Annotated in this window: 21 protein-coding genes; 7 read left to right on the top strand and 14 right to left on the bottom strand. The window is 62.6% G+C overall.

Features of this window, described 5'->3' with window-relative positions; all coding sequences use genetic code 11:
• The first annotated feature begins 5 nt into the window (after positions 1 to 5).
• Complete coding sequence (locus PSH59_RS15665) at positions 6 to 1,400, top strand: FAD/NAD(P)-binding protein (RefSeq protein WP_305393119.1); 1,395 nt, start codon at positions 6 to 8, stop codon at positions 1,398 to 1,400.
• 246 nt (positions 1,401 to 1,646) lie between these two features.
• Here PSH59_RS15665 and PSH59_RS15660 read toward each other — a convergent pair whose 3' ends face one another.
• From PSH59_RS15660 to PSH59_RS15645, 4 genes are read right to left on the bottom strand one after another with little or no spacing between them, the layout of a single operon-like run.
• Positions 1,647 to 2,891 carry an efflux RND transporter periplasmic adaptor subunit gene (locus PSH59_RS15660; protein WP_248079527.1) on the bottom strand — a complete coding sequence of 415 codons (1,245 nt, stop codon included), beginning with the start codon at positions 2,889 to 2,891 and terminating at the stop codon, positions 1,647 to 1,649.
• Positions 2,881 to 4,344, bottom strand: coding sequence for a TolC family protein (locus tag PSH59_RS15655; protein WP_248079526.1), 1,464 nt, complete (start codon positions 4,342 to 4,344; stop codon positions 2,881 to 2,883). The genes PSH59_RS15660 and PSH59_RS15655 overlap by 11 nt, the downstream gene beginning before the upstream one ends.
• Complete coding sequence (locus PSH59_RS15650) at positions 4,337 to 5,536, bottom strand: ABC transporter permease (RefSeq protein WP_305393118.1); 1,200 nt, start codon at positions 5,534 to 5,536, stop codon at positions 4,337 to 4,339. Before PSH59_RS15650 ends, PSH59_RS15655 begins: the two co-directional genes overlap by 8 nt.
• Entirely contained in the window at positions 5,533 to 6,237 is a 705-nt protein-coding gene (locus tag PSH59_RS15645) for an ABC transporter ATP-binding protein (protein ID WP_305393117.1), read from the bottom strand. Before PSH59_RS15645 ends, PSH59_RS15650 begins: the two co-directional genes overlap by 4 nt.
• Before the next feature lie 360 nt (positions 6,238 to 6,597).
• On the opposite strand from PSH59_RS15645, the gene PSH59_RS15640 reads away from it, so the two are divergent.
• Positions 6,598 to 7,350 carry a TetR/AcrR family transcriptional regulator gene (locus PSH59_RS15640; RefSeq protein WP_305393116.1) on the top strand — a complete coding sequence of 251 codons (753 nt, stop codon included), beginning with the start codon at positions 6,598 to 6,600 and terminating at the stop codon, positions 7,348 to 7,350.
• 399 nt (positions 7,351 to 7,749) lie between these two features.
• Here PSH59_RS15640 and PSH59_RS15635 read toward each other — a convergent pair whose 3' ends face one another.
• Both PSH59_RS15635 and PSH59_RS15630 read right to left on the bottom strand, forming a co-directional pair.
• The gene (locus tag PSH59_RS15635; RefSeq protein WP_305395304.1) at positions 7,750 to 8,811 is read right to left on the bottom strand and encodes an FUSC family protein; all 1,062 of its coding nucleotides are present in this window, start codon (positions 8,809 to 8,811) and stop codon (positions 7,750 to 7,752) included.
• Positions 8,812 to 8,834: 23 nt separating this feature from the next.
• Positions 8,835 to 10,451 carry an NADP-dependent glyceraldehyde-3-phosphate dehydrogenase gene (locus tag PSH59_RS15630; RefSeq protein ID WP_305393115.1) on the bottom strand — a complete coding sequence of 539 codons (1,617 nt, stop codon included), beginning with the start codon at positions 10,449 to 10,451 and terminating at the stop codon, positions 8,835 to 8,837.
• A 148-nt stretch (positions 10,452 to 10,599) separates the two neighbouring features.
• On the opposite strand from PSH59_RS15630, the gene PSH59_RS15625 reads away from it, so the two are divergent.
• Together PSH59_RS15625 and PSH59_RS15620 are read left to right on the top strand one after the other, a co-directional pair.
• On the top strand, positions 10,600 to 11,484 hold the full coding sequence (locus PSH59_RS15625; RefSeq protein ID WP_305393114.1) for a Dyp-type peroxidase: 885 nt from the start codon (positions 10,600 to 10,602) through the stop codon (positions 11,482 to 11,484).
• Between the two features lie 179 nt (positions 11,485 to 11,663).
• Positions 11,664 to 12,797: an MFS transporter gene (locus PSH59_RS15620; protein ID WP_248079519.1), complete on the top strand. Its 1,134-nt coding sequence runs from the start codon at positions 11,664 to 11,666 to the stop codon at positions 12,795 to 12,797.
• A gap of 1 nt (position 12,798) precedes the next feature.
• Here the strand turns inward: PSH59_RS15620 and PSH59_RS15615 are convergent, their stop codons facing one another.
• On the bottom strand, positions 12,799 to 13,320 hold the full coding sequence (locus PSH59_RS15615) for a DUF3087 family protein (RefSeq protein WP_305393113.1): 522 nt from the start codon (positions 13,318 to 13,320) through the stop codon (positions 12,799 to 12,801).
• A 150-nt stretch (positions 13,321 to 13,470) separates the two neighbouring features.
• Here PSH59_RS15615 and PSH59_RS15610 point away from each other — a divergent pair, with 150 nt between their 5' ends.
• Both PSH59_RS15610 and PSH59_RS15605 read left to right on the top strand, forming a co-directional pair.
• Positions 13,471 to 13,650 (top strand): hypothetical protein, encoded by a 180-nt coding sequence (locus tag PSH59_RS15610; protein WP_305393112.1) that lies wholly within the window; start codon positions 13,471 to 13,473, stop codon positions 13,648 to 13,650.
• A gap of 12 nt (positions 13,651 to 13,662) precedes the next feature.
• Positions 13,663 to 13,863: a DUF6021 family protein gene (locus tag PSH59_RS15605; protein WP_305393111.1), complete on the top strand. Its 201-nt coding sequence runs from the start codon at positions 13,663 to 13,665 to the stop codon at positions 13,861 to 13,863.
• Positions 13,864 to 13,894: 31 nt separating this feature from the next.
• Here PSH59_RS15605 and PSH59_RS15600 read toward each other — a convergent pair whose 3' ends face one another.
• Positions 13,895 to 14,131, bottom strand: a complete 237-nt coding sequence (locus PSH59_RS15600) for a DUF6555 family protein (RefSeq protein WP_248079511.1) — start codon at positions 14,129 to 14,131, stop codon at positions 13,895 to 13,897.
• 118 nt (positions 14,132 to 14,249) lie between these two features.
• Between PSH59_RS15600 and PSH59_RS15595 the strand changes: the two genes are divergently transcribed.
• The gene (locus tag PSH59_RS15595) at positions 14,250 to 15,074 is read left to right on the top strand and encodes an arylamine N-acetyltransferase (RefSeq protein ID WP_305393110.1); all 825 of its coding nucleotides are present in this window, start codon (positions 14,250 to 14,252) and stop codon (positions 15,072 to 15,074) included.
• 96 nt (positions 15,075 to 15,170) lie between these two features.
• Here the strand turns inward: PSH59_RS15595 and nuoN are convergent, their stop codons facing one another.
• Genes nuoN through nuoI form a run of 6 tightly spaced genes read right to left on the bottom strand, consistent with a single transcriptional unit; the run spans position 15,171 to position 21,436 of the window.
• Positions 15,171 to 16,634 (bottom strand): NADH-quinone oxidoreductase subunit NuoN, encoded by a 1,464-nt coding sequence (nuoN, locus tag PSH59_RS15590; protein ID WP_017527173.1) that lies wholly within the window; start codon positions 16,632 to 16,634, stop codon positions 15,171 to 15,173.
• 7 nt (positions 16,635 to 16,641) lie between these two features.
• Positions 16,642 to 18,174, bottom strand: coding sequence for an NADH-quinone oxidoreductase subunit M (nuoM, locus tag PSH59_RS15585; RefSeq protein ID WP_248079507.1), 1,533 nt, complete (start codon positions 18,172 to 18,174; stop codon positions 16,642 to 16,644).
• A gap of 39 nt (positions 18,175 to 18,213) precedes the next feature.
• Entirely contained in the window at positions 18,214 to 20,067 is a 1,854-nt protein-coding gene (gene nuoL / locus PSH59_RS15580) for an NADH-quinone oxidoreductase subunit L (RefSeq protein ID WP_305393109.1), read from the bottom strand.
• Positions 20,064 to 20,372 (bottom strand): NADH-quinone oxidoreductase subunit NuoK, encoded by a 309-nt coding sequence (gene nuoK / locus PSH59_RS15575; protein WP_003174727.1) that lies wholly within the window; start codon positions 20,370 to 20,372, stop codon positions 20,064 to 20,066. The genes nuoL and nuoK overlap by 4 nt, the downstream gene beginning before the upstream one ends.
• 2 nt (positions 20,373 to 20,374) lie before the next feature.
• The gene (gene nuoJ, locus PSH59_RS15570; RefSeq protein ID WP_003174726.1) at positions 20,375 to 20,878 is read right to left on the bottom strand and encodes an NADH-quinone oxidoreductase subunit J; all 504 of its coding nucleotides are present in this window, start codon (positions 20,876 to 20,878) and stop codon (positions 20,375 to 20,377) included.
• Positions 20,879 to 20,887: 9 nt separating this feature from the next.
• On the bottom strand, positions 20,888 to 21,436 hold the full coding sequence (gene nuoI, locus PSH59_RS15565; protein WP_003174725.1) for an NADH-quinone oxidoreductase subunit NuoI: 549 nt from the start codon (positions 21,434 to 21,436) through the stop codon (positions 20,888 to 20,890).
• Positions 21,437 to 21,443 lie beyond the last annotated feature (7 nt).

Below are 21,443 nucleotides of genomic sequence, written 5' to 3'. Positions count from 1 at the left end.
CGGGCATGAGTGAATCCATCCGCAACGCTGATGTGCTGATCATCGGTGGCGGCTTAAGCGGCACGATGCTGGCGGTGCAGCTGCTGCGCCTGCCGGGCCGGCGGCGCGTGCTGGTGATCGAACCGCGCGCTGAACTCGGCCGTGGCGAGGCGTACAGCGCGGTCGAACTGGGCCACACCTTGAACGGCAACGCCGCGCGCATGAGCGTCGACCCGGACAATGCCGATGACCTGACCCAGTGGCTCACCGAGTACATCGGCGCCGGTGGCTGGCCGGAGTCGGACCAGCAGCACGTGCCCGTCAGCGAGCTGTTCCCGCCACGCGGTATTTTTGGCCTTTACGCACAACAGCGGCTGGCCGAGGCCAAGGCACTGTCGGCGTCCACCGTGGAGCACGTGCGCGCCGAGGTGGTGGACCTGCAGGTGGAACCGGCTGAAACGCGGTTGACCCTGGATAACGGCGAGCAATTGCGCGGTGCCTGTGCGGTATTGGCCACGGGCATGTTCCCGGCGGCCCGTACGCCGCAGACCGAGTCCAGCGGTTTGAATGCGGCGGCCGTCGACCCGTGGGATGTGCAGGCCATGACGCAGCTTGACCCACACGCCACGGTGCTGATCATCGGCTCGGGGCTGACCATGGTCGATGCCGTGGTGTCCCTGGAACAGGCCGGGCATCGCGGGCCCATCGAGGTGTTTTCGCGCCACGGCCTGCTGCCCCATGTGCGCCGCCAACCGCCGAGCTGGGAGGATTTTCTCGGCGCCGATCACCGCCTGCGCAGCCCTCGCCAGTTGCTGCGCGAAGTGCGTCGCCAATGCCGGCTGGCGCAGGCGCAGGGTATCGACTGGCAAGCGCCGCTGGACACGGTGCGTGTGCATATCGGCCGGTTGTGGAGCCAGGCCAGCGAGCGTGAAAAGCGCCAGTTCGTGCGGCATGTGCGGCCGTGGTGGGAGAGTCATCACCACCGTTCGCCGCCGTTGAGCGCGCAACTGGTGGCCCGGCTGCATGAAGAGGGGCGGTTGCGCATTCGCGCGGCGTCGTTCAAAGGGTTGGCGCCCTCGGACACAGGCGTGATCATCCGTGTGCGTCATCGCGGCGAGGAGGCATTGAGCCAGGTGTCGGGTGCGGCGCTGATCAACTCCAGCGGTATCGAATACGACTGGCGCCGCGTGGCCCGGCCATTGCCGCAGCAGTTGCTCAAGCGCGGGTTGATCAGGCCCGGGCCGTTGGCGCTGGGGATTGCGGCGGATGCGTCGGGCGCGGTGCTGGACGCCCAAGGGCAGGTCAGTCGGCGTTTGTTTGCGATGGGCCCGCCGTTACGCGGGATGTGGTGGGAGAGCACCGCCGTGACTGATGTGGCGCTGCAGGCCAAAGCCCTGGCCGTGAAACTCGCCCAGGTCTAGAGCCGCGAAGGGCTGTTGTAGTGAGCAGGCTTGCCCTGCGCTGGGGTGCGAAGCGCCCCCTATAGGGGACGAACAGGGTATATCAGGCACACCTCGGCGCTTGCTGTTGGGGCCGCTTCGCAGCCCGGCGCGGGACAAGCCCGCTCACCACAAAAAGCCTGTCCACCACAACAGGCCTGCTCACCACAACAGGCCTGCTCACCACAACAAGCTCGTTCATCACAAAAAGCCTGCTCATCGCGGAGGTCATGACTTTACGCGCACAAACCCTGGCTTGAGGCCGAACACCTCAATCCCTTGCGCCGTCGATTGGCCGGTAGTGACTTTCACCCGCTCCACCGGTTTATCCATCGCTTCGCGAAACGCCACCGTCCCGTCCGCCTGGATCGCCTCGCTCGGGATCACCATCGCCTGTGCATTGTTGTACGTGACGATCGTCAGCCGTGCGCTCATCCCCAGCCGCACCCGTTGCAGCTGCTGTGGCGTGAGCTGGGGGATCGATAAGGTGACCGGAAACTGCGCGCTGCCCTGGCTGTCGCTGGCGATCGCCAGGCCGCTCACCACGCTGACCGAACCGCTCAGCCGTTCGCCGTCGAAGCCATCCCCCAGCACCTCCACCGCCTGACCTTGATGCAACCTGTTGATGTCCAGTTCCGAGACCCTGGCAACGATTTTCAGCCGTTCGATATTGGCCAGGCCAAACAACACCTGGCCCTGGCTGACCTTGCTGCCGGCCTGGATCGGTGCCGTATTGTTGCCGCCACCCTGCGGTGAATTATTTCCGGGTGCAGGCACCACGATGCCGGAGAACGGCGCTTTGACGTCGCGCCCCTCAAGCAAGGTGCGCAGGGCCTCGTATTTCACCGTGGCGTTGGTCAGTTCCATGTCGGCGATCTGGCGGTACTCACCCTTGCCCTGGTCGAGGGCCTGTTGCAGTTCACTGCGCGCGGCGGCCAGGTCCAGCTGTTGCTGTTGGGCCTGTTGCTTGAGGTCATCAAGTTCGTTACGCGGGATGATGCCGCGCTTGAACAGATTGTCGCTTTCGGTGAGCTTGCGTTGGGTGTTGCCCGCGGTCATCTCGGCGGTGCGCAAACTGCGGCGGGCGCGGCTGACGGCGGGGCTGCTGTCCCAGTCCTGCATCTCCTGCACGGCGCGCCGAGCCTTGAGCTGGGCGGACAGCGCCTCGCGCAATTGCACCTCCAGCGTGGCCGGGTCCATGCGCAGCAGGACCTGGCCGGCGTCGACGCGCTGGCCTTGCTCCACCAGGTTGGCCAGCACATTGCCGTCGAACGGCGCGGTGAGGATCAGGGTGGTCTCGGGCTCGATCTTGCCCACCAGACCAATCTGATGCACCAGCGCGTCGGGCTTGACCGCCAGCCATTGTTCGGCGTTGCCGGCCGGGCTTTCTGCGGGGCTGCGCAGGGCCCATCCCGCGGCGACCAGTACCGCGATCAACAGAGCACCCAGCAGGCGTTTTCGATTAGTAGTCATTGAGGGCGATTTCCCAACTTTCCAGCGTCATGCCCAGGGTCAGATCAAGCTGGGTCTGGGCGTTCAAATAAGCGATCAACGCATTGAGCTGCGCGTTCTCGGCATTGCGCAGGTCGGTCTCGAAACTCAGCACCTGGAAGTTGGTGGAGCGCCCGGCGCTGAGTTTTTCCCGTTCGATCTCGATCTTGCGCCGCGACAACGCCACGGCGCGCTGGGAAATTTCGTACTGGCGCCAGCGCGTACTGAGGTCGCGCACCACGTCGTTGACGCTGCGCTCCAATGCCTGACGGGCGTCGGTGATGCGGATCTGCTGGTCCTCCACATTGACCCGCGCGCGCACCTCGGCCTGGCGCGTGCTGATGTCGCCGATGGGGATCTGCACCTGCACCCCGGCGTAGCTGTCCCAGGTGCGGTTATTGTTGCTGCCGGTGTCGTTGTTGTAGGCATCGCGTACCTGGTTCGCCCCGGCCACCAGGTCCACTTGCCAGCGTCCGGAGTCCTTGGCGATCACCAGGTTGAGGTCTGCCTGTTGGCTGCCGAGCAGGGCGGCGAGGTATTCCGGTTGCTGGGTTTGCGCCAGGTTGAACGCCTCGCGCTTGTCGATCTGCATGGGCCTGGCCTCCAGGGCTTCGGTGGCGCGGATCGGCGTGGACAGGTCCAGGGCCAGCAGGCGCAGCAGCGACAGGCGGTTGGTGTCCAACTGGTTCTGCGCTTCTTCGACGCCCAGTTGCTGGGTGGCGATGTCGGCTTCGGTCTGCACGATTTCGAACTCGGCCATGCGGCCGGCGCTGATCAACGCTTTGTTCACCTCGAGCAAGGTGTTGGAGCGCTTGAGGGCTTCCTGGACGATGATCAGTTGCTCCTGGGCTCGCAGCAGTTCGCGGTAGGTGGCGATGATCTGGCTGATAGTCTGGGCCACGGTGGCCTTGAGGTTCAGGCGATTGGCCTGCTCCGAGAGGCGCGAGAGGCGCAGCGGCGCGGTGGTGGCATCCCAGCCGGCGCCGCGCATCAAGGGCTGGATAATCGCCAGGTCGAGACCGTCGCTGCGGTAGCGGCCGGCGCGATCGGCGTTGTTCAACTGCTGGGTCCAGGCCATGCTCAAGCGCGTGCCGTACTCGCCGAGCAGGCTGGTGGACGGCGCCACGTTGGCGTTGCGCGCGCTGTCCTGGGAGCCACGGCTGCCACGGTAGTAACTGTTGAGGGTGAGCTTGGGGTTGAACACGTCTTCGGCCACACGCAGGTCGAACTTCTGCGCCACCCGTTGCAGGTACGCGCTGCGGATCGCCGGGTTGTTGCGCAGGCCCAGGTAGACCGCATCGCCCAGGGTCAGGGCGGTGGTCTGGGCGTTCAGCGACACGCTGCGGGTGCTGCTCGGCGCCGAAGGCCGGATGACCACGTCGGCCGCCACGCCGGGCAGGCAGACCAGCGCTAGCAACAGGAGCCATTTACTCATCGCGCAGGGCCTCCACCGGCTGCAATCGCGAGGCCGCGACCGCCGGGTAGATACCAAAGAACAAACCCACCAACAAGGTGCTGCCCACGCCCAGGGGCAGGGCGGCAGTGGCCAGGTCGAAGGCCCAGCCCGACAACCGTGCATACAGCCACGCGGCAGTCATGCCCAGCACCGCGCCGCACAGCGCACCGACGGCGGTGAGGGTTACGGCTTCGAGCAGGAACAGGTTGCGGATATCACGTCGGCGCGCGCCCAGGGCCATGCGAACACCGATCTCGCGGCGGCGCTCCGACACATTCATCAGCATCACGTTCATCACCCCTACGCCGCCGCCCACCAGGGAAATCGCGCCCAGGGCCAGCAACAGGTAGGCGAACGTGCGGCTTTGCCGGGTCATGCCGTCGATCATTTGTTGCGGCACCTGGATGTCCACATCGTGGTCGGTGAGCTGGTGTTGCAACGCGACGGCGCCTGCTTTGGCGATGTGCTCCATGTCCTGGCCGGGCGCCGCGCGGATGATCACATTGGCGATCTGCGGCGTGGCATAGAGGCGGCGCATGCCTTGGGCGGGGATGAACAGCGACTCGTTGGCCTGCACCGGCATCAGCATGGCCCGCGGCTGGCTGCGCAGGATGCCCACGACCAGAAACAGGTAGTCGTTGATGCGCACGCGGTCGCCCAATTGCACCGGGTCGCCCGGCGCGCCGAGGGCCTGGGCCACTTGGTCGCCGATCACGGCATAGGTTTCGTTGGCGTCGAAGCTCGACAGGAAGCGCCCCTGTTGCACCACCAGCCGCATGGCCTGCTGGATGTCGGGCGTGCTGCCGACAAAGTTGGCATTCACGCTGCGACCATGAAACACAATGGGGCCGCTGAACAGCGTGAGGGCGCCGATATGCGCGATGCCCGGCACCGCCTGGCGCACTGCCTGCAGGTCGAGCTGGTCGCGCATCGGCACGTTGCTGCTGCCCTTGGGCGGAAACTGGACGACCAGGGTGTCGGTGCCCATGTCCTTGAAAATCATCGCCGCATCGACCGCTGCGTTATGCCCGATATTGATCAGCGCCACCACCGACGAACTGCCGATCACAATACCCAGCAGCGCCAGCACCGAGCGCTTGCCCAGCGTGCGCAGGCTGATAAAGGCTTCATGCAGCAGCTGGCTCGCGCGCTGTTCGACCCGCAGGCTCATAGGCGTTCGGCCTCATGCACCACGCCATTGCGCACCAGGATCTTGCGTCCCAGGCGTTCGGCGATCTGCGGATCGTGGGTGACGATGATCAGCGTCACCTGTTGCTCGCGATTGAGCGCCAGCAACAGGTCCATGATCTCGTGGGCCGTGCTGCTGTCGAGGTTGCCGGTGGGTTCGTCGGCGAGGATCACCGAGGGTTCGCCCACCAGGGCGCGGGCGATCGCCACACGCTGGCGCTGGCCGCCGGACAGGTCGGCAGGACGGTGATGGGCGCGCTCGGCCAGACCCACCTGTTCAAGCACGCGCAGGGCCCGCTCCACCGATTCATGCCGCGACACACCGCGATAGCTCAGGGGCAGGGCGACATTGTCCAGGGCACTCAGACGCGGTAACAGGTTGAAGCTTTGAAACACGAAACCGATCTGCTGATTGCGGATGGCCGCCAGTTCATCGGGGCTGGCGTTGAAGATATCGTGGCCGGCAAAGTGGTACCTGCCGCAGTTGGGCAGGTCGAGCAGGCCGAGGATGTTGAGCAGCGTGCTTTTGCCCGAGCCCGACGCGCCGAGAATGCCGCAGCTGTCGCCGCGGGCGATGGACAGGCACACATCATTGAGAATGGACAGTTCTTGCCCGGCCAGCTGATAACGCTTGCCGATGCCTTGCAGGGAAATCAAGCCTGGGTGCGCGCGGGTATCTGTCATCGGGACTACGCCTGCAGTCTCGACGCTTGCCCATGCTCGCGGTAAAACCTTGTAACAAGTTAGCGAGCTGGCGGGCACACGTTACGGACTGGTTTTATTTCTTGTTTTTAAAATATTGTTTGAATACTAACCGTGTTCCCAGCGCTTCGCCAGCCATGGATGTAGAGCGTTTTTACCTTTTGAAACGCTTCCATGAAACGCTGCATCGAGCGGCGCACAACAGCAGCGAACCGCCTTGGCGGGCCCGAATACACGGACTTTTAATAGTATGGCGCAGTGTCACTACTTGCTTTCACAGGGCTGCACCGGTATAAAAAATCAAATTATTTTTTAAAACAATATTTCCGCCGTGGAACCCATATGGCCGCGAAGAAACTCAGCGCTCCAAACGTTACCAAGACTCGCTTGCTGGATGCGACAGAGGCTCTTTTCATCAAATACGGCTACGACGCCGTGTTGTTACGTCAGATTACCGAACGCGCCCAGGTCAACCTGGCCGCCGTGAACTACCACTTCGGGGACAAGGATTCCCTGATGAAAACCCTGCTGATGCAGCGTCTGGAGCCGCTCAACGAGCAGCGTCTGGAGCTGCTCGCGCGCTGCGAAGCCGAGGCCGATGGCCCGCTGGACTGCGACACGCTGCTGGGCGTGCTGTTCGCCCCGGCCATGGGCCTGGAACGCAGCGATCCGGCAAGCGGGGAAGGGCGCTCGTTCATCCGTTTCCTCGGACGGGTGTACAGCGACACCTCGCCGTTTATTCAGGAATACCTCAAGGTGCATTACCAGCCGGTATTCCAGCGTTTCTTCGAAGCCTTCGCCCTGGCCCTGCCGGAACTGCCACGCAACGAACTGGGGGTGCGCCTGCAATTTGCCCTCAAGGCGATTTCCGGCGTAATGGCCGGCACCGAACTGCGCCTGCTGATGAACTCCATGAGCCTGGGCCGCCCGGCCACTGACGCCGAGGTGATGGCCAAGCTGATCACGCTGGTCTCGGCCGCGATTCGCGTGCCCCAGCAAAGCCCCGAGGCGCAAACCGCCCTGGCCAGGGTGCTCGAGACCCAACGGTCCATTCGTGAACAGGCCTTGGCTCCTGTCAGCAAGCTGGCGCGCTGAACCTTAAATGTCAGCCAAAAAAAAGCCCGCTGGGGCGGCGGGCTTGATGTGCAACGTTTGTAACGGATGAGGCTTCACACTACGTCTCGGGATGTGAATAAAACGTGAAAAAAATGTAAGAAAAAGGCGGTGTCGCCGATTGCTCAGCTTTGCGCCCTACTTGCCGAACGCGAGGGGTGTTTTACCGCTCGTCGCCACTGTCATTTCTGACAGTAGATTCAAACTATCCCTCAAGCGCCTTATAAACCTTGCCCGCCGCGCCGCCCGTGCGGCCTAACCGTGCAGGGGGGAGTTGGGTAGAAGAGTGTTTCGCGGTCAGTTTGCCTATGTCGCTTTTTATGTTGGTATTGGAAATCAAGGGTATTAAGGTTTTCTAGGTCCACCCTGTTTTAATCAGCCTCAGATGTTCCAGCGCGATGAACTCTTCGCCAACCGCCCCCGCATCCCCTCCACATTCCCCGCCAGTTGCACCGTCAACAACCGATACCCATCCAACGCACTCTGCACCGGCGCAGCCAACCCCTCGCCCTCCACGGCATGGGTGGTTTGCCGATCGAGCCTGTCGGTAAACCCGGACTTCAACGCCCGCGCCATCCCCACCAACTGCACACGAATCTGCCGGTGCTCGGCCTTCAGCAGCATCTGCATGCGCGCGGTCGCCTGTTCGTCACGCGGGTCCGGACGGGTGTTGCCAAGGATCTCCAAGGTGCTGATGCACATGCGCAAATGCCGCTGGATGGCGTCCAGTTCGGTCATGGAGATGCGCACTTCCTTGGACACCGACGGCATCAACGAGCGCAGTTGCACCATGGCCGCGTTGAGGCGGTTGAGCAGTTTGAGGTGTTCGTCATCGGTGACCGACTGGCCATTGATGATGCGGCTGTAAATGGCGGCGCAGTCACGCAAGGCGCCCGCCAGGTTGTAGCGCCACGAGTACACTGCATATAGCGGCAGGGCGAAGGAGAACGCCAGGGCCAGCACGATGCCGATGAGAATATCGACGGTACGCCACAACCCGTCCGACAAGGGATTGTCCCCGTGCCCGGCAACGATGAACACGGTGATCGCCGACAGCAGCGCGATGTAGCCGCCCTTGCCGATGGCGTGATAGGAAAAGAACCCGCACACCACCGACATCAGCAGGTAGGTCAGCAACGGCAGGCCGAAATACGCTTGTTGCACCACCAACAGCAGGCCGACGCTGGCGCCGATCAGGGTGCCGTAGGCGCGTTCCACGGCTTTTTTGCCGATGTTGCCGTGGTGCTGCAAACCGCCGATGACGATCAGCATGGTCACCGACGCCCACTCGCCGTGGGGCAGGTTGATGCCGGTGGTCAGCAGGATCGTCGCCAACAAGCCGATGGACACGCGCACGGCGTGGATCAGCTTGGCATGGCGATAGCGGCGATACGGGTCGAGCAACGGGCGCAACAGGCGCCGGGCGAACATCGGCAAATGCAGGTTAATCAACTGCTCGCGTCCCTCTAGAAGATGTAGTCGGTGGTCAGGAAGCTTGAATCGCGGTTGCGCAGGATCTCGCTGACCAGCGCCTTGTTGCTTTCCTGGAACTTGGTGGCCACCAGGGTGCGGATCGAGAACACACGCAAGGCGTCATGCACAGACAGCGTGCCTTCGGCCGAGTTCTTGCGGCCGTTGAAAGGGAAGGTGTCCGGGCCGCGCTGGCACTGGGCGTTGATATTGATGCGACCGACCTGGTTGGCGAAGGTGTCCACCAGTCGCCCGACCGCCACGGGGTCGGTGCCGAAAAGGCTCAGTTGCTGACCGAAGTCCGAATCGAGCACGTACTCGATGACGGTATCCAGGTCGCGGTAGGGCACGATCGGCACCACTGGGCCGAACTGTTCTTCGTGGTACACGCGCATCTGTGGGGTAACCGGGTACAGCACGGCCGGGTAGAAGAACGACCCGCGACTGATGCCGCCATCGGTGTTCACCACCCTGGCGCCCTGTTGCAGCGCATCGGTCACCAGTCCGTTGAGGTAATCCACCTTGCCCACTTCCGGCAGCGGCGTCAGCGACACACCGCCTTCCCACGGCATGCCGGGCTTGAGTGTCGCCAATTTGGCGTTGAATTTTTCGATGAAAGGGGCGACTACGTCCTCGTGCACAAACAGGATTTTCAACGCCGTGCAGCGCTGGCCGTTGAATGACAGCGAGCCGGTGAGCGCTTCGCTGACGGCATTGTCCAGGTCGACCTCGGGCAGGACGATGCCGGGATTTTTTGCATCCAGGCCCAGGGCCGCACGCAAGCGATGGGGTTTTGGGTGCAGCTTCTTCAGGTCGCTGGCGGCCTTGTTGGTGCCGATAAACGCAAAGATATCGATCTTGCCGCTGGCCATCAGCGCGCTGACGGTTTCGCGGCCGCTGCCGTAGATCACGTTGATCACCCCGGCCGGGAAGCTGTCGCGGAACGCCTCCAGCAAGGGGCGGATCAGCAACACGCCGAGCTTGGCCGGTTTGAACACCACGGTGTTGCCCATGATCAGCGCCGGGATCAACGTGGTAAACGTCTCGTTGAGCGGGTAGTTGTAAGGGCCCATGCACAACGCAACACCCAGCGGCACGCGGCGGATTTGCCCGAGGGTGTCCTGTTCCAGCTCGAAGCGGCTGCTGCGGCGGTCCAGTTCCTTGAGGGCGTTGATGGTGTCGGTGATGTAGTCGCAGGTACGGTCGAATTCCTTCTGCGAGTCCTTGAGGTTCTTGCCGATCTCCCACATCAGCAGCTTGACCACGGCGTCGCGCTGTTCACGCATACGCCGCAAAAACGCTTCGACGTGCTGGATGCGCTCGACCACGCGCATCGTCGGCCATGCGCCCTGGCCGCGGTCGTAGGCGCGCACGGCGGCGTCAAGGGCGGTGAGGGCGGTGTCGGCGTCCAGCAGCGGCGTGCTGCCGATCACCACGCGCTGATCACCCAGTTGCACCGGGCTCTGGACCTGGGCCAGGGGGCCGTTCCAGGTTTGTAATTGGCCATCTACCAGGTACTCGCGCTGTTCAATCGGTGCCTGGAGCCGATATTGCTCGGGAATCTCGCTCACAGCGTTGGGAAACAGCCGGGCGAGCAGGTTGCTGGTGGTCATGTCGCTACCCCTGGAATAGTTACAAAGCATGACTAGAGAGTCACCCAACAACGGGCAATCTTGCAAGGCTTGTGCGCTTTACCGCACACACAGGTGCGTCTGCACCGCTCGTCGGGATAGACTGCGCGCCTTTCTTGAAGGAGTTCACATGAGTCGCTACCAGCCGGGCATTCTTGCCGCACCGGTGCCATTGCAGGCACGCCATCTGTTTTTTGCTGTGCAGACGCCGGCCGCCGTGCCCGCTGCGCTGGACGCGTTGGTACAGCGTGTGGATGCGTCGGCGGTGGTCGGTTTCGGTGAGCCGCTGGTAACGGCCTTGGGCGCACAGGTCGACGGCTTGCGTGCCTTCCCTGCAATCAGCGGTCCGGGGGCCCATAACCCGTCGACCCAACAGGCCCTGTGGGTGTGGTTGCACGGGGTGGATCGCGGCGAATTGCTGTTGCGCAGTCGCGCGTTCGAAAAGGCGCTGGCCCCAGGGTTTCGCCTGGTGCAGTCACTTGAGGGGTTCCGCTACAAGACCGGCTTTGACCTGACCGATTACGAAGACGGCACCGAAAACCCCCACGACGACGCCGCCGTTGAAGCGGCGACCACCGACAGCGGCGCCAGCTTCGCCGCGATCCAGCAGTGGCAGCACGACCTGGATGGCTTCGCCGCGTTGCCCGCCCAGGAACGCGATCACATCATCGGCCGCCGCCATGGCGACAACGAAGAACTGGACGACGCGCCTGAGTCCGCCCACACCAAACGTACCGCCCAGGAAAGCTTCAGCCCCGAAGCCTTTGTAGTGCGCCGCTCCATGCCATGGGCCGAGAACGGCCAGGCCGGGCTGACGTTCCTCGCGTTTGGGCATTCCTTCGATGCGTTCGAAGCGCAACTGCGGCGCATGAGCGGCCTGGAAGACGGTATTGTCGATGGGTTGTACCGCATCAGCACGCCGCTCACCGGGGGGTATTACTGGTGTCCGCCGTCTGTCGGGGGGCGTCTGGACCTCAGTGCGCTGGCGAATATGGATACGGCGACAGGGCGCTGACCCACGGCTGAAAATTCTGTGCTGCCTTTATTCAGGCGGCCATTGCCCCCTGTGTCGACGGAGGCGGCGAGTGCTGTACGTTTGTTGCTCCTGGGCGAAAAAAGCCTGAAGGGCCGTTGTAATACAGCGCTCTGGAGGGCTACCGTGGCGACCTGAGTATTTCGGAATGTTTCAGATTTATGTCCAGTCAGGCCCAACGCACTGCCGACACCACCTCCCGCCGCGCCGCGCTGACCCTGGCTTTATGCTTGCCCAGCGACGTGTTGCTCTACCTGCTGCTGCCCATGGAATCCCAGGCCTTTGGTATCACCCTGGCACAGGCCGGGGTGCTGCTGGCGGCGAACCGGCTGGTGCGGATTTTTGGCTACCGGCATGTGCTCAACTTTTATGCGCGCAACGGTGATCGCCTGACCTGCATGATCGCCGCCGGTGCAGCCATGCTGTGCGCCTTGGGCAACTCCATCTTGTCCGGCTTCGCCGCATTGTTGGGGTTGCGGCTGGTATGGGGCCTGTGTTTTGCGGCGTTGAACCTCTCGACCCAAGTGCTGGCGACCTCCGAGTCCGTCGGTGCCGCGCGTCGCGCCGGTCGCTCCAGGGCCCTGATCGCCTGGGGGCCGATGCTGGCCTTGCCGTTGGGTGGCTGGCTGACCCTTTGGGCCGGGCCACGCCCGATCTTTTTGATTCTCGCCGCGTGTTGCCTGGCGGGCGTGTGGGTGGCGCGGGGGTTGCCGAGTGCCGGCCATGACTTGCGCAGCAGCCCTGGACGTCGTTTCAGGTTTCCCGACAGCGTGGCCCTGTGGTCGTTTATCGAAGGCGTGGCGTTGGATGGGTTGTTTATCTTTGGCCTGTCGATCCAGGCGCAGAAGCTCCTGGGTGGCGATGCGGTGCTGATCGCCGGTGGCCTGATGGCGCTGCGCTACGTCTCGGAAATGCTCCTGAGCCCGCTGGGTGGCCGCGCCGCGCAGCGCTTTGGCGCCACCTCGATGTTACTGCTGTTTTCGTTCTTGAGTGCCCTGGCCTTGACCGCCTTCGGCAGCTATTGGGTGATTGTCGGCGCGGCAGCGGTGCTGGTGCTGCGCGCGCTGCAGCTGCCGTTGGTGACCACCCTCGTGGCCGAGCGTAACCCTGGCTCGATGCGGGTGTCGGCGCTGGCGTCCAATGCGGTGTGGCGCGATATCGGCGCAGGTCTGGGGCCGTTGCTCGCGGGGCTGCTATTGCCGGTGGCCTCGGCGCCCCTGGTGTTTGGCGTGGCAGGGGCGGCCATTGCCGTGAGCGCGCTGTTCTGCTGGCGGGCCAGTCCTCGCGTGGACTGACTCAGGCGCTTTTCAAGGCGTCCAGCCAGGTGGGGTCGAGGCGGGTTTGCTCGGTCTCGATGCCCAGCCTCTGCATGTTGTCTGCGTGGGCTTGCACTTCGTCGACCAGTTGCGCCTGGGCACTGGAGTTGGCATCCAGCGCGTGCATCTGCGTCAGGCCAAGGTGGTAGAAACGCAGCACCTTCATCGCGGTCGGGTCGCCCGCCTGTACCCGCTCGGTGACCTTGTGCATCACATTGGTCACGCTCATCAAGCTGCGCTTGAGTTGCCAGCCATACACCGCTGCCGAGAACCACGGCTGGGTCCAGAACGGGCCGCGGACCAGCGCGAGGGTGATCAGCACGCCAGCGAACACACCGCCCACATTGAAGCGAAAGTTATCGCCACCGGGTTCGCCGAACAGCCTCACCGCCAGGCTCGACAGCAGCATGGCCAGCGCCAGGAACAGCACGGCCACGATCAAGGTGCTGCGGCGGGTCTGTTGACGATAGGTGGCGGGGTCGCAGGGTTTGAGTTCGAACATCCGGGGGCAATCTCCTTAGTCTGGGCAGGGGGATAGGGCAGGGCGGCATCTTCTCACGCGCGGGCGACCGTGCGGCAATCAAGTTGAACGATGCCTGGCAGGGCTTTATCCAAACCTGTGTAGGCCACCAATCCCTCTGAGGTGAACATCATGCCTGAGTACAAACAACCCCCGCCCGGTACGCCCGACCCCGACCGCACGCCCGGTGAAGAAGAGCGCGACAACGATGCATTGCGCCCGAATGACCCAAAAGAACGTGGACCGGAGGATGACGTGGAACGCGTCGAAGAAGACCTGGAACACCTCCACGACAAAGCCCGCCCGCTGTAACAGGAGACCGTGATGACCAAGCGTACTGATGGCCCGCCTTCCAACGAACATGCCAGCGGCAAGGATGAACTGGGGTTCGACCCGGACTCACCGGACCTGGCCGACCCGCAGGTCGACCCCGTCGGCCCGGCTATCGCCCCGTTGGATAAAAAAGACAACGATGAGTCGAAAAAAAAGCCGCCCTACGATCCGTTGGGCGACTTGAAAAAATAGGGTTGAGCCCCGCGTTATCGAGCGGGGCTTTTTATTTCGGTGGTGTCCATTGGACGTCGGTGATGCCGTACTTCTCGGCCCACGGTCGAGTGGTCTTTTTCACTTGCTCATGACCAACTCGGCCGATACGGCTTACGTGGGCAACGTCAGCGTCAACGGCCGCCCAATGCCACGCTTCAGCGTTATTCATCACTTCGGCACGCACTACAAACGACTTGGGCGTGCCATGCAGTTGGTAGTGGATGGTGTAGATTTTTGCGGTACTCATGGTGCCTCCCTGTGTTGTTATAAATGGAGGAGGGCGCGTTCTAAAAGGTTCATTCAAAATGACAACCTGCACGCCAGGGCGGCATAGTGATGGATTCTTCCTGCCCGAGGATCACGTGATGTCCGGCCTGAGCCACAGCCGCCTGTATCTGCAACGCCTGGGATACGATTCGCCGCCACCCCCCACCCTGCAAACCTTGTGCGAATTGCAATTGCGCCATGTGTGCGCCTTCGCCTTTGAAAGCCTGTCGACCTTGCTGCGCTTGCCGGTGCAGATCGACTTGCCCAGCGTTGAGCAGAAAGTCTTGTTCGATGGACGCGGTGGCTACTGCTATGAGCTGAATCAGATGTTCCTCGCGCTGTTGCAGTATCTGGGCTTCGATGCCCGCGGTATCACCGGGCGCGTGGTGATGGGTGGCCCGCCGGATGCACGCACCGCACGCACCCATCGCCTGAGCCTGGTGACGCTGGACGGTGTGCGCTACATCACCGACGTGGGCTTTGGCGGCATGGTGCCCAGCAGCCCGTTGCGGCTCGATACCGAGGCGGTACAGGCGACGGCCCATGAACCGTATCGCCTGACGTTCAATCAGGGTGAGGGCAGTTACACCTTATGGGCCGAGGTCGCAGGCGAATGGCGCGGCCTGTATGTATTCGACCTGCAGGTGCAGGCGGATATCGACTACGAAATCGGCAACTGGTACGTCTGCACGCATCCGGGCTCGCCGTTCGTGGGGCAGTTGAAAGTCGCACGGTTGGCGGCGGGTAAACGTCATACCCTGAACAACGCCCAGTACGCGATTCATTATCTGGACCGACCCAGCGACAAGCGCACGATTGAGTATGCCGATGACATGCTGGGCTTGCTGGAGGGGGTGTTCGGGATTCGTTTGCCGACGCAGCCGCAGCTACGTTCAGTGCTTGAAGGCCTGATTGCGGGCTGAGCGGGCCGGGCCTTATGCCGCTGAAACAAGAGTACCTTGCGACTAACGCAAAACGGCGCCCGAAGGCGCCGTTTTGTTGTCTTGCATCCTAAGCGATCAAACGCCCAGTACCGCGTGCTGCACCAGGGTGAGCAACGGTTGTGGGTACACACCCAGGAAGAACGCGAGCAGGGCGATGGCCAGCAGCATTACGCCGCCCGCCTTTTGTTCCCAGTGCAGCTCGGCATCCACACGGCGCAGGTTTGGCTCGATCAGGTACAGGGTGACCATCACGCGCAGGTAGTAGAACACGCCGATGGCGCTGCCCAGTACCAACGAAGCCACCAGCCACCATTCGTGTGCTTCGACACCGGTCGCCACGATGTAGAACTTGCCGATAAAGCCGGCGGTCAGCGGGATACCGGCCAGGGACAGCATCATCACGGTAAGTACGGCCGTCAGGTACGGACGCCGCCAGAACAGGCCGCGGTATTCATACAGGGCGTCGGCGTCGCGGCCTTTGTAAGGCGAGGACATCAAGGTGATCACACCAAACGCGCCGAGGCTGGTGATCACGTAGGTGACCAGGTACACGCCGATGGCTTCCACGGCCAGGCCTTTGCTCGCCACCAGGGCGATCAGCAGGTAGCCGAAGTGGGCGATGGACGAGTAACCCAGCAGACGCTTGAGGTTGTTCTGGGTCAGGGCCAGCAGGTTACCGAACAGGATCGAGGCAATGGCGATCACGGTCAGCACGTTGCTCAGCACGCCGGTGTTGGCCGCCGGCGAGATCTGGAACAGTCGCACCATCACCGCAAACACCGCCACCTTGGACGCCGTGGCCAGGAACGCGGCCACTGGCGCCGGGGCGCCTTCGTACACGTCCGGAGTCCACAGGTGGAACGGCACCAGCGACAGCTTGAACGCCAGGCCGATCAGCATCATGGCCAGGCCCAGTTGGGCAATTGGCGCAGGGCTGTTGGTGGTCGCCAGGGCATGACCGATACCGGTGAAGCTCAGGCTGCCGGCTTCGGCGTAGAGCAGCGCCATACCGAACAACAGGAAAGCGGAACCGGCGGCCGACAGCACCATGTACTTGATGCCGGCTTCCAGGGAGCGCTTGTTGAAGAAGGCATAGGCCACCAGACCGTAGGTCGGGATCGACAGCAGTTCCAAACCGATGAACAGGCCCGCCAGGTGCTGCGCGCTGACCAGCACGATACCGCCGGCCGCAGCCAGCAGGATCAGCAGGTACAGCTCTTCGCGGTTGCCTGGGTAACCCGTGCCGCCTTCGCCGAGGTAGGCGTGGGCGAGGGTGACACAGGCCAGGGTCGCGACCAGGATCAGCGCGATGTACAGCAGTGCGAAGTCATCGACCATCATCAGCGGCGTGACCGCCAATGGCGCGACCTTGAGGGCCGGGATGATCGACAGCAGGGCCAGGTTCAAACCGGCGCAGGACAGCAGGAACGTTTGCGAGTGATTGCGGCGCCAGGCGATCGCCAGCATCACCACCACGATGGTGAGGCTGGTGATCAGCAGCGGCGCAAGCGCGATAAAGTGTTGGATCGTGAATTCCATAGCGCTCTTACCGGGCCGAAGCGAGTTGAGAGAAGGCGGTGCCGAACCACTGCTGCACGCCATGCATCGTTGCGGCAGAAGTGTCCAGGAACGGCTGCGGGTATACGCCGATGTAGATCAGCAATACCGCCAGGCCGAGCACCATGATCAGTTCGCGAGCATCCATCCCCTTGAGGACAGCGTCGGACTTGGCCGGGCCGAAGTAGGCGCGGTGGATCATGATCAGCGAGTAAACCGAACCGAACACCAGGCCGGAGGTGGCGATGGCGCTGATCCACGGCGTTTGCACGAAGGCACCCATCAGGATCAGGAATTCGCCGATGAAGTTACCGGTACCCGGCAAGCCCAGGGACGCAGCGGCGAAGAACAGGCTGATCGCCGGCAGGTAAGCGATGCGCGACCACACGCCACCCATTTCACGCATGTCACGGGTGTGCAGGCGCTCGTACAACTGGCCGCTGAGGATAAACAGCGCAGCCGCCGACACACCGTGGGCCAGCATCTGGATCACCGCGCCTTGCAACGCCAGCTGGCTGCCGGAGTAGATACCGATCAGTACGAAACCCATGTGGGAAACGGACGAGAAGGCGATCAGACGCTTGATGTCGGTTTGGGCGAAGGCCAGGAACGCACCGTAGAAGATCCCGATCAGACCCAGGGTCATGGCGATCGGCGCGAACTCGGCCGAGGCGTTCGGGAACAGCGGCAGTGCGAAACGCAGCAGGCCGTAGGCCGCAGTCTTCAACAGGATACCGGCCAGGTCGACGGAACCTGCGGTCGGTGCCTGGGCGTGCGCGTCAGGCAGCCAGGAGTGGAACGGCACCACCGGCAGCTTCACCGCGAAGGCGATGAAGAAGCCCAGCATCAGGATGTACTCGGTGGTCAGGGACATCTTGGTTTTCAACAGGTCGGCGTAGTTGAACGTAATCACGCCGGTGGTGTTGAAGTTGACCAGTACCAGACCGAGGATCGCCACCAACATGATCAGGCCGGAAGCCTGGGTGAAGATGAAGAACTTGGTCGCCGCGTAGATCCGGGTTTTCTTGCCGTCCGAAGAACTGTGACCCCAGAGCGCGATGAGGAAGTACATCGGCACCAGCATCATTTCCCAGAAGAAGAAGAACATGAACAGGTCGAGGGCGAGGAACACGCCGACAACACCGCCCAGGATCCACATCAGGTTCAGGTGGAAGAAACCCACGTGACGCTGGATCTCTTTCCAGGAGCAGAGTACCGAGAGGATACCCAGCAGGCCGGTCAGCAGGATCATCAACAGCGACAGGCCGTCGAGGGCCAGGTGCACGTTGATGCCGAAGCGCTGGATCCACACGTGCTTGAATTCAAGCGCGAAGGTCGGATCAACGCCCGGTGCCGGAGCGAATGAGTAGTCACCATGGGCCCACAGCCAGAGGCCGAGCGCGAGTTCCAGGGACATGGTCAGCAACGCAATCCAGCGGGGGAGGGTGGCGCCGAAGCGTTCACCCATCCAGCAGAGCAGGCCGCCGATAAAGGGGATCAGGATTAGCCAGGGCAGAATCATGACAGGCTCGTTTCCTTTCGCAAGTTCGCAAAGTTCATATCAGACCGCTACCACTACGATGGCGCCGATCACCAGCACGGCACCGGCCGCCATGGAAGCTGCATACCAACGCAATTGGCCCGTCTCGCTGCGGCTCAGGGCGGTGTGACCGCCTTTGGCGGCGCGCGGGATCAGACCGATGGTCTGGTCGAGCGGGTCTTTGCGCAGTACGTGGCTGATGGCGAGGTAAGGCTTGACGAACAGTTTGTCGTAGAGCCAGTCGAAGCCCCAGGCGGCGAACCACCAGGCCGACAGGAAGCGGCCAATGCCACTGTTGGCCACGGCGGTCACAAAGCGACGCTTGCCGAGGAACAACAGGGCTGCCAGCAAGATACCGGCAATGGCAATGGCGCCCGAGGCGATTTCCAGGCTGTGCTTGGCGGCGCCACCCGCGTGACCAGCGCTTTCCGGCAGTACACCGGCCAGTGGCGGGGTGATCATCGCGCCGATGAAGGTCGACAGCACGATCAGCACCGACAGGGGCAACCAGTGGGAGACGCCGTGGCCTGCGTGCGCTTCGGTCTTGGCTTCACCGTGGAAGGTGATGAAGATCAGGCGGAAGGTGTACAGCGAGGTCATGAACGCACCCACCAGGCCTGCATACAGCAGGTTCTGGTTACCGCTGGCGAAGGCTTCCCAGAGGATTTCGTCTTTCGAGTAGAAACCGGCGGTCACCAGCGGCAGGGCAGCCAGGGCCGCACCACCGACGATGAAGCTGGCGTAGGCCAACGGCAGTTTTTTCCACAGACCACCCATCTTGAAGATGTTCTGCTCGTGGTGGCAGGCGACGATCACCGCACCGGAGGCAAGGAACAGCAGGGCCTTGAAGAAGGCGTGGGTCATCAGGTGGAAAATCGCTGCGTCCCAGGCGCCAACGCCCAGCGCCAGGAACATGTAGCCGATCTGGCTCATGGTCGAGTAGGCGAGGATGCGCTTGATGTCGGTCTGCACCAGCGCGGCGAAGCCGGCCAGTACCAGGGTCACACCGCCCACGACGCCTACCAGGTGCAGGACGTCCGGCGCCAGGGTGAACAGGCCGTGGGTACGGGCAATCAGGTAGACGCCGGCGGTCACCATGGTGGCGGCGTGGATAAGTGCCGATACCGGGGTAGGACCGGCCATCGCATCCGCCAGCCAGGTTTGCAGCGGCAGTTGCGCGGATTTACCCACGGCGCCGCCCAGCAGCATTAGGGTCGCCAGGGTGATCCAGAAGTCGCCGACCTGGAATTTCTGCGGTGCCAGCACCAGCAGTTCCTGGATGTTCAGTGTGCCCACCTGTTGGAACAGGATGAACAAGCCGATGGCCATGAACACGTCGCCGATACGGGTGACGATAAACGCCTTGAGCGCCGCGTTACCGTTGTTGCGGTTGCTGTAGTAGAAACCGATCAACAGGTACGAGCACAGGCCCACGCCTTCCCAGCCGAAGTACAGGAACAACAGGTTATCGCCCAGCACCAGGAACAGCATGCTGGCGATAAACAGGTTGGTGTACGAGAAGAAACGCGAGTAGCCCGCTTCACCGCGCATGTACCAGGACGCGAACAAGTGGATCAGGAAGCCCACACCCACCACCACGCCGAGCATGGTGATCGACAGGCCGTCGACGTAGAGGGCGAAGTTGGGCTTGAAGCCCTCCACCGACATCCACTGCCACAGCACCAGGGTGTAGTGGCCGCCTTCCGGCGGCGCCACGTTGAATTGCCAGATGACGTAGGCGGCAACGATGGCCGACAGGCCAATGGAGCCGACACCGATCAAGGCAGAGACATTTTCCGACAGGCGCCCGCGAGAGAACGACAGCAGCAGGAAACCGATCAGGGGAAATACGAAAGTCAGAAAGATCATGTTCATCCGCGCATCTCACTGGCAGCGTCGATATCAAGCGTGTGGAAGCGACGATACAGTTGCAGCAGGATCGCCAGGCCAATACTGGCCTCGGCGGCTGCCAGGCTGATCACCAGGATGAACATGACTTGTCCATCCGGCTGGCCCCAACGCGCACCGGCCACGATGAAGGCCAAGGCCGCAGCGTTCATCATGATTTCCAGGCTCATCAACACGAACAGAATGTTACGGCGAACCATTAGGCCGACCAGGCCAAGGCAGAACAGGATGCCGGCAACCGCCAGACCATGCTCCAAAGGGATAGCAGGCATCGTCATTGCTCCTTGGCTTCGTTGCGGCCCAAGTGGAAGGCGGTGATGGCTGCCGCGAGCAGCAGCATCGAAGCCAGTTCGACCACCAGCAGGTACGGGCCGAACAGGCTGATGCCCACGGCCTTCGCGTCGACGGTGGTGTGCCCGATGGCCTGGCCGCTCTGGTGAGCGAACAGCACATACAGCAGTTCACCCAGCAGCAAGGCTGCGAGGACAACCGGGCCGAGCCAGATGCCGGGCTTGAGCCAGACGCGCTCCTGGGCGACCGACGCCGGCCCCAGGTTGAGCATCATCACCACAAACACGAACAGCACCATGATGGCGCCGGCGTAGGCGATCACTTCCAGGACACCGGCGAACGGTGCGCCGAGGCTGAAGAAGGTCATGGCCACGGCGATCAGCGAAATGATCAGGTAGAGCAGGGCGTGCACGGGGTTGGTGTTGGTGATCACGCGAAGCGTGGACACCACTGCAATACCCGACGCGAAATAGAAAGCGAATTCCATCTTTCTTCCTTAAGGCAGCAAGCTCTTCACGTTGATCGGCTCGGCTTCGTTTTGTGCGGCGCCTTTCGGCTTACCGGCAACGGCCATACCTGCAACACGATAGAAGTTGTAATCAGGGTTTTTACCGGGACCAGAGATCAGCAGATCTTCTTTCTCGTACACCAGGTCCTGACGTTTGAACTCGGCCATCTCGAAATCCGGCGTGAGCTGGATCGCGGTGGTCGGGCAAGCTTCCTCGCAGAGGCCGCAGAAAATGCAGCGCGAGAAGTTGATGCGGAAGAAGTCCGGGTACCAGCGACCGTCTTCGGTTTCAGCTTTCTGCAGGGAGATGCAACCCACCGGGCAGGCCACGGCGCACAGGTTGCAGGCTACGCAACGCTCTTCGCCGTCGGGGTCGCGGGTCAGTACGATGCGGCCGCGATAGCGCGGCGGCAGGTACACCGCCTCTTCCGGGTATTGCAGGGTGTCGCGTTTGCGAAAGCCGTGACCGAACACCATCACCAGGCTTCGCAACTGGGTACCGGTACCCTTAACGATGTCGCCAATATATTTGAACATGGGTCAA

Source organism: Pseudomonas sp. FP2309, from assembly GCF_030687575.1.
GTDB lineage: Bacteria > Pseudomonadota > Gammaproteobacteria > Pseudomonadales > Pseudomonadaceae > Aquipseudomonas.
The sequence above is the reverse complement of the archived record's forward strand: the minus strand, read 5'-3'. Positions and strand labels throughout refer to the sequence as shown.

Excerpts from the sequence above, each read along its gene's own strand:
- PSH59_RS15665 (WP_305393119.1), top strand. The coding sequence starts at position 6 with ATGAGTGAATCCATCCGCAACGCTGATGTGCTGATCATCGGTGGCGGC.
- PSH59_RS15660 (WP_248079527.1), bottom strand. The coding sequence starts at position 2,891 with ATGACTACTAATCGAAAACGCCTGCTGGGTGCTCTGTTGATCGCGGTA.
- PSH59_RS15655 (WP_248079526.1), bottom strand. The coding sequence starts at position 4,344 with ATGAGTAAATGGCTCCTGTTGCTAGCGCTGGTCTGCCTGCCCGGCGTG.
- PSH59_RS15650 (WP_305393118.1), bottom strand. The coding sequence starts at position 5,536 with ATGAGCCTGCGGGTCGAACAGCGCGCGAGCCAGCTGCTGCATGAAGCC.
- PSH59_RS15645 (WP_305393117.1), bottom strand. The coding sequence starts at position 6,237 with ATGACAGATACCCGCGCGCACCCAGGCTTGATTTCCCTGCAAGGCATC.
- PSH59_RS15640 (WP_305393116.1), top strand. The coding sequence starts at position 6,598 with ATGGCCGCGAAGAAACTCAGCGCTCCAAACGTTACCAAGACTCGCTTG.
- PSH59_RS15630 (WP_305393115.1), bottom strand. The coding sequence starts at position 10,451 with ATGACCACCAGCAACCTGCTCGCCCGGCTGTTTCCCAACGCTGTGAGC.
- PSH59_RS15625 (WP_305393114.1), top strand. The coding sequence starts at position 10,600 with ATGAGTCGCTACCAGCCGGGCATTCTTGCCGCACCGGTGCCATTGCAG.
- PSH59_RS15620 (WP_248079519.1), top strand. The coding sequence starts at position 11,664 with ATGTCCAGTCAGGCCCAACGCACTGCCGACACCACCTCCCGCCGCGCC.
- PSH59_RS15615 (WP_305393113.1), bottom strand. The coding sequence starts at position 13,320 with ATGTTCGAACTCAAACCCTGCGACCCCGCCACCTATCGTCAACAGACC.
- PSH59_RS15610 (WP_305393112.1), top strand. The coding sequence starts at position 13,471 with ATGCCTGAGTACAAACAACCCCCGCCCGGTACGCCCGACCCCGACCGC.
- PSH59_RS15605 (WP_305393111.1), top strand. The coding sequence starts at position 13,663 with ATGACCAAGCGTACTGATGGCCCGCCTTCCAACGAACATGCCAGCGGC.
- PSH59_RS15600 (WP_248079511.1), bottom strand. The coding sequence starts at position 14,131 with ATGAGTACCGCAAAAATCTACACCATCCACTACCAACTGCATGGCACG.
- PSH59_RS15595 (WP_305393110.1), top strand. The coding sequence starts at position 14,250 with ATGTCCGGCCTGAGCCACAGCCGCCTGTATCTGCAACGCCTGGGATAC.
- nuoN (WP_017527173.1), bottom strand. The coding sequence starts at position 16,634 with ATGGAATTCACGATCCAACACTTTATCGCGCTTGCGCCGCTGCTGATC.
- nuoM (WP_248079507.1), bottom strand. The coding sequence starts at position 18,174 with ATGATTCTGCCCTGGCTAATCCTGATCCCCTTTATCGGCGGCCTGCTC.
- nuoL (WP_305393109.1), bottom strand. The coding sequence starts at position 20,067 with ATGAACATGATCTTTCTGACTTTCGTATTTCCCCTGATCGGTTTCCTG.
- nuoK (WP_003174727.1), bottom strand. The coding sequence starts at position 20,372 with ATGCCTGCTATCCCTTTGGAGCATGGTCTGGCGGTTGCCGGCATCCTG.
- nuoJ (WP_003174726.1), bottom strand. The coding sequence starts at position 20,878 with ATGGAATTCGCTTTCTATTTCGCGTCGGGTATTGCAGTGGTGTCCACG.
- nuoI (WP_003174725.1), bottom strand. The coding sequence starts at position 21,436 with ATGTTCAAATATATTGGCGACATCGTTAAGGGTACCGGTACCCAGTTG.